Source organism: Acinetobacter sp. CY17, from assembly GCF_059515825.1.
Genome location: NZ_JCAKMX010000031.1, coordinates 23,730 through 29,824 on the forward strand (window position 1 = coordinate 23,730; position 6,095 = coordinate 29,824).

Sequence of the window (6,095 nt, forward strand, 5' to 3'; positions counted from 1 at the left end):
CGGAATCTGTCATACGCGTAACCTTTGTTGCAGTTTTTTCACCAAGAAGGTGGCGAGTAAACTCACTGTAAAATAGACCAAACCAGCAAATAAAATATATTGGGTCAGTAGCGACATCAGGTCGCCACGGACATAGTTGGTTCTAAAGAAATCCAGTAAGCCAATGGCATAGACCATAGTGGAATCTTGAAATAAAATAATACTTTGCTGTAATAATAGCGGCGTCATTTTGCGAAAAGCTTGTGGCAAAATAATTAAACGCATGGATTGCCCATAGCTCATGCCTAAGGCGGATGCAGCAGCACTTTGCCCTTTAGGAATAGATTGAATCCCTGCGCGGACAATTTCGGCAAAATACGCGGCTTCAAATAGCATAAAAGCCACAATGCTTGAGACCAGAGCTGTATCAATGGTGAGGTATTTGCCTGTAACACCGGTGTAAATAAATGGCACGGCAAAGTAAAACCACATCAATACCAATAACAGCGGAATCGAGCGAAATAAGTTGACATAGCTTTGCGCAAACAAATTAAAAATTTTAATTGAAGATAAACGCATGAGCGCTAGCAAAGTGCCAATCAATATCCCGCCCACTGTCGCAAACAGCAGCACTTTTAAGGTGATGCTAAAGCCATGCCACAGCGCAGGGTAGGAGGCTTGTAAATCAGTGAAAAAAACAGTGAGCCATTCCATTATTTAGACCCTCCTGTCATGAGCCCCGGAATACGTAAGCGTTTTTCCAGTAAATTCATACCTTGAATCAGGCAGATATTAATCACAATAAAGACAAGGGTGACGTAGGTATAAATCTCAATGGTGTTTTGGGTATATTCACTGATGGTTTTCATTTGCGAGATGATTTCAGCCACACCCACTAAAGAGGCAATTGAGGTATTTTTGACGCAGTTGGTCAGCTCAGAGCTTAAGGGTGGCAAAATCATGCGAAAGGATTGCGGCAAAATGATATAGCGATAGAGCTGAAAAGTACTAAAACCCATGGCATATCCTGCATTAATTTGCCCACGCGGCAGTGCCTCAATTCCGGTACGGACTTGTTCGCAGACCCGTGCTGCGGTAAATAAACCCAAACCCACGCTGGCGGAAATCAGCGCTGTGGTATTGGCACCTAAATCATTCATCCACCAGCTTTTAATCGCGTCGGGTAAAAAATTGGGCACCACATAAAACCAAATAAATAACTGAATTAATAAGGGGACATTGCGAAATAAGTTGACATAGCCTGTACCTATCGCGCGTGCTGTTTGATTGGGTAAAGTGCGCATAATGCCTAACAGACTGCCCAAAACTAAGGCAATACTCCATGCAACAATGGCAATCACAAACAGCCAACCTAAGCCCGTCACGAGCCAGTCGAGGTAGGTGCTATCACCTACGCCTGTGTTTTGCCAGAGTACACCCCAATTCCAACTATAATTCATAGTCTCTCCTATCACTTGAAGCCAAAGCATGGCTTCAAGTAGGGCAAAAATTATTGATCACGATCATGTGGATTGGCGATTAAGGCTTTCACTGCATCTGACATTGGGAAGTTTAGGTTAATGTTTTTTGGTGGAATCGGCTGTTCAAACCATTTCTTATACATGTCGTTGATTTGACCTGAGCTATAAGTGGCTTTAATCGCATCATCAACCACTTTCTTAAAGCCAGCATCACCTTTACGTAACATACAGCCGTAGACTTCTTGAATTGGCGCCGTGCCGACAATCACCCATTTGTTGGGCTCTTTGGCTTTAGATTTTTCACCTGCCAGTAAAATATCATCCATCATAAATGCCGCAGCACGGCCGTTTTGTAGCATTAAGAAAGATTCAGCATGGTCTTTAGCAGAAATCACTTCACCAATGCCCAGCTCTTTTTCATGCTGACGGATATAACGTTCTGAAGTGGTACCTGCAGTGGTGACTAACTTTTTGCCTTTTAAATCAGCAAAGTCTTGGATGCCTGAATCAGCGGCGGTGAGTAAGCGTGAACCCACTTGGAAGAAACCGACAGAGAAATCAACTTGTTGCTGACGTTCTTTATTGTTGGTGGTTGAACCACATTCTAAATCAACAGTGCCATTGGAAACCAATGGAATACGATTTTGACTGGTGACAAGGTTATAACGGATTTTTAAGTTTGGATTATTGAGTTCTTTTTTTAAGGCTTCAACCACTTGCAGTTGTAAGTCATGGGCAAAACCCACAGGTTGATTTGGATTATCCGCAATATAAGAAAACGGAATGGATGAGTCACGATAACCGAGTACCACAGTCCCAGATTGTTTAATTTTCTCTAAAGTACCTGAAGTTGCAGCAGCATTGCCGCTGGCATTTTCGGTTTTGGGTGCTTGATCGTTGCTACAGGCCGTTAAACCTAGCATTAAGGCACTGGCACACACGACTTTTTTTAACATAGTGATTCCTCTATTTTTTTCTTTAATTTGTTCAATTTTTATAATGCTGAAACATTGAAAATAACTGCTTAAAAATGCAGCTTTTTTGCATCTTAATCGAGATCAGATTACAAGCTCAAGCACTATTTTGCGGCAAGTTTAACCTAAAGCGTCATGTTAAATTGGACGCAGGCTTTGCCCATACCCTGGGCAAACAAGCAAGTGCTATGCCAAATACAGATGTGATTTTTGGGTTTTATAAAATATTATTCAATGTTTTGAATTGGTTATGCGCTTAAAATCCAAGATCTCTTGGCTATGTGTAGTTCAGCCTTGTAGGAGCTGGAGTTGGATTTGTATCTATAAATCGTGCATTAAAATTTCTTTTGCCTTAACGCATTGAAAAGTCAGCTGCCCATCTCTAAGCTGCTGGTTGTTATATAGACTGATGAACGCTTTAAGTAATACGTCTATCATTTATGGCGTGGGTCCATTGATGACAGCCGCAGCGTACACAGGGCGTTTGTGCCGAACTCAGCGTGCTGACAAAGCCGCAGTAAGTACATGCATACTGCACCTCAGGCTGGACCTGATAGATGATTTGAGCGGCTTTAGGAAACAGCGGCAAGCCATAGCGCACCTGATCATCTGGAAAAAATAAAATACTAAACTTACCGTCGCTTTCTAATAGGCCGACCCGTACTTGGCCTAAATGCTCGACGCCTTGCTGACGCATTTCGGCAAAGAATTCATCATGTGACATTTTACCGCGTTGAATTTTCTCTAAAACCAGCATGCCATCTTCCACCACATATAAAGATTTGCCCTCAATTAAATCTTCAAAGGGTTGATATTTCATCATTAACCAAGTGGTCAGGCGATACATGAAAATCACCACACTCATGACCAAAACTGCTTGTAAAATTGGCAATTCCTCATCAAACATGGGATCGCCTGAAATTGAGCCCAATGCCAATAAAATCGCCACTTCAAAAATAGACAGCTGCCGTACGCCGCGTTTGCCGGTTAAGCGTAAAAACAAAATAATGAGCATATACATCAGCACACAGCGCACAATAATTTCAAAGCCAAATGCCAATGTAGTGTCGTGAACGAATAGCTGCGCCAGATCCATGCCTTAAACTCTAATTGTGAATATATTTACTCTAGCAAGTTGAAGTTATTTAAGTTTTACTCTTTTGTGAAGTTTTAAGAGCGCTTTGCGACAGGACTCAGCGATGCACTATAGAGTGTTTAAGCTGAGGTAGGCATAATAGCCAAATCGTGCTTTTTGTTAGATAGATGATGTCTTTGTTGCCTAAAACCACCGCCCAAACCGTTTTGGAAGTTTCACCGCAGCATAACAAGCTGAATCGTTTAATTGATGAGATTGAACAGCAAAAGCGTTTGCTGCTGGCGTGGCAAACTGCCAAGGACGATATTCGTGCCTATAGCCAAAAAGCATTGATGCCTGCATACCGTGATTTATACAACACGTTGTATGAACAGATGCAGATACTCTGGACGAGTTTAAATCTGTATCGTTTTAGCAAAGCAGATACAGCAACGATAGAAGATAAGATTCAAAACTTAGCTCGCTTACTACAAGGCTCACATTTACTTAGTCAAAAGCAAATTGATGAAGTTGAAAAAATGCATGCGTACTATATGCAGGCAGTAGAACACAACAAGAAAAAAACTAAGCAGAAAAATGTAGATACTTTTAATGAATCTGAATATGAAACCGTTCAAGCTGATGATGAATTTGAAAACTGGAACAGCGACCAATATCAGCAAGCAAAAGATCAAGCCAAGCTCAAACGTCAGCAAGAGAAACAAGCACAAGCTGAAAAGTTAGTGAATCAATCACTCAAAACCGTATATTTAAAAATTGCATCCATCATTCACCCTGACCGTGAGCCTGATGAGTCCAAAAAAGCCGAAAAAACCGAGCTGTTACAACGTGCCAATGCAGCCTATGAGCAGGAAGATTTATTCTTTTTACTCAAACTTCAGCTTGAAGTTGAGCAAAGTAAAAATGGTTCAAATAAGGGTTTAAGCACAGAGCAGGTGAAGTTTTACCAACAGGCCTTAGAAGCACAAAGCCAAGCGTTAAAAAAGCAGATTCAAGAATTGATTAATTCGCTTGTGTGGTCAAATAAAGCCAAAATTGCGGTAAGTAAGTCAAAAGGGCAGCTGAATATTGCGGATTTGTATAAGCAGATTGATGCGGATGTATCACAGGTAAAGCAACAGCTTAAAGCGGAAAAGCAAAGACTCATGTATATGGGGAGAGAGAGTGGGGTGGAGATGTTGTTGGAGCATCAAGTTCTATAGTTTACCTCTCCCTAGCCCTCTCCTAGAAGGAGAGGGAACTCTGTTTGTGTATCCAATAAGATGTAAATACACTGTAATTTCCCCCTCTCCCTTGGGAGAGGGTCGGGGTGAGGGTAAGAGGTAATAAGAAAAATGATAAACCCTAAATTATTAGAATACGCCAAATCCATGCGCCACACCGCCACCGATGCAGAAAGTCTTATGTGGCAGATCTTACGAGCCAAGCGATTTATGAATCTTAAATTTCGTCGTCAGCATGTGATTAAACCGTATATTGTGGATTTTTACTGCCATGAAATTGGTTTGGTGATTGAGTTGGATGGTAGTCAGCATGGAACTGATGATGCGATTGAATATGATGCTGAACGCACGAAGTTTTTAGAGGCATTGGCTTTAACGGTGGTTCGGTATTGCAATCATGATGTGTTGGGGAGGACGGATGTGGTGTTGGAGGATTTGTGGAATATATGCCTTGAGCTGAAAGTAAATTGATAATGGAAGCTCCTTCTTCCTTTGGGATGAGAAGCACTGCTTCGCAAGGGGGTGAGGGTAGAATTTATAATGAAAAAAATTTAAAAGCACCTCTCCCTAACCCTCTCCTAAAAGGAGAGGGAATTCCATTGTGAAATTCATACAGGTATTAAATCAAATTGTAGTGGTTTAATAAAGTTGGACACCAATTTAGGTGATAATGTATTCACCAAAGAGGTGCTCAATGAGAACAAGACGAACATTTACTCCAGAATTCAAATTAGAAGCAGCAAGCCTTGTACTTGATCAAGGCTATTCAATTTTACAGGCCTGTCGTGCTTTAGATGTTGGGCAGACAGCATTAAAACGTTGGGTTGATCAACTTCAATTTGAACGAACAGGACAATCTCCAACAATGCCTGCTCTAACAGCTGAGCAAAGGGAAATACAACAACTTAAAGCTCGTATCCATCAACTCGAGCAGGAGAAGATGATCCTAAAAAAGGCTACAGCTCTCTTAATGTCAGACGAATTCAAACATATGCGTTGATTGATCAATTAAGAAAGCTAAGCTCTGTTAAATTAATCTGTCGTGCCTTTGGTGTACTGCGTTCAAGCTATTACCATTACCGTTCAACAAGTAAAACTCCTCATCCAGATCGTATCAAGCTTAAAGTGATGATTAAAAGTCTATTTAAGCAAAGTCGTCACTCTCTTGGTAGTCGGGGAATTCGATTTATGTTGTTGAATCAGGGCATTAAGATTGGACGCTATCTGGTACGTAAGTTAATGCGTGAATCAGGTCTTGTTTCCAAACAACGTAAGAAGTACAAATATCAAAGCAACGTAGCTGAAGTCCCTGCTGTTCCAAATATATTAAACAGGCAATTTA

Annotated in this window: 8 protein-coding genes; 4 read left to right on the forward strand and 4 right to left on the reverse strand. The window is 41.1% G+C overall.

The window, feature by feature from the left end; all coding sequences use genetic code 11:
- Window positions 1–9 precede the first annotated feature (9 nt).
- The 4 genes from AC5YCI_RS15000 to AC5YCI_RS15015 all read right to left on the reverse strand — a co-directional run bounded on the left by AC5YCI_RS15000 (window position 10) and on the right by AC5YCI_RS15015 (window position 3,530).
- Window positions 10–693 carry an ABC transporter permease subunit gene (locus tag AC5YCI_RS15000; RefSeq protein ID WP_496130745.1) on the reverse strand — a complete coding sequence of 228 codons (684 nt, stop codon included), beginning with the start codon at window positions 691–693 and terminating at the stop codon, window positions 10–12.
- Entirely contained in the window at window positions 693–1,439 is a 747-nt protein-coding gene (locus AC5YCI_RS15005) for an amino acid ABC transporter permease (protein WP_496130746.1), read from the reverse strand. The genes AC5YCI_RS15000 and AC5YCI_RS15005 overlap by 1 nt, the downstream gene beginning before the upstream one ends.
- 50 nt (window positions 1,440–1,489) lie before the next feature.
- Window positions 1,490–2,416 (reverse strand): transporter substrate-binding domain-containing protein, encoded by a 927-nt coding sequence (locus tag AC5YCI_RS15010; RefSeq protein WP_496130747.1) that lies wholly within the window; start codon window positions 2,414–2,416, stop codon window positions 1,490–1,492.
- Window positions 2,417–2,852: 436 nt separating this feature from the next.
- The gene (locus AC5YCI_RS15015; protein WP_496130748.1) at window positions 2,853–3,530 is read right to left on the reverse strand and encodes a DUF421 domain-containing protein; all 678 of its coding nucleotides are present in this window, start codon (window positions 3,528–3,530) and stop codon (window positions 2,853–2,855) included.
- Window positions 3,531–3,700: 170 nt separating this feature from the next.
- Here AC5YCI_RS15015 and AC5YCI_RS15020 point away from each other — a divergent pair, with 170 nt between their 5' ends.
- The 4 genes from AC5YCI_RS15020 to AC5YCI_RS15035 form a co-directional block, all read left to right on the forward strand.
- Window positions 3,701–4,732, forward strand: coding sequence for a molecular chaperone DnaJ (locus AC5YCI_RS15020; protein ID WP_496130752.1), 1,032 nt, complete (start codon window positions 3,701–3,703; stop codon window positions 4,730–4,732).
- Window positions 4,733–4,864: 132 nt separating this feature from the next.
- Complete coding sequence (locus AC5YCI_RS15025) at window positions 4,865–5,224, forward strand: endonuclease domain-containing protein (RefSeq protein ID WP_496130749.1); 360 nt, start codon at window positions 4,865–4,867, stop codon at window positions 5,222–5,224.
- Between the two features lie 223 nt (window positions 5,225–5,447).
- Complete coding sequence (locus AC5YCI_RS15030) at window positions 5,448–5,753, forward strand: transposase (protein ID WP_419354288.1); 306 nt, start codon at window positions 5,448–5,450, stop codon at window positions 5,751–5,753.
- 128 nt (window positions 5,754–5,881) lie between these two features.
- A partial coding sequence (locus tag AC5YCI_RS15035) for an IS3 family transposase (RefSeq protein ID WP_496175822.1) occupies window positions 5,882–6,095 on the forward strand: 214 nt, incomplete at its 3' end.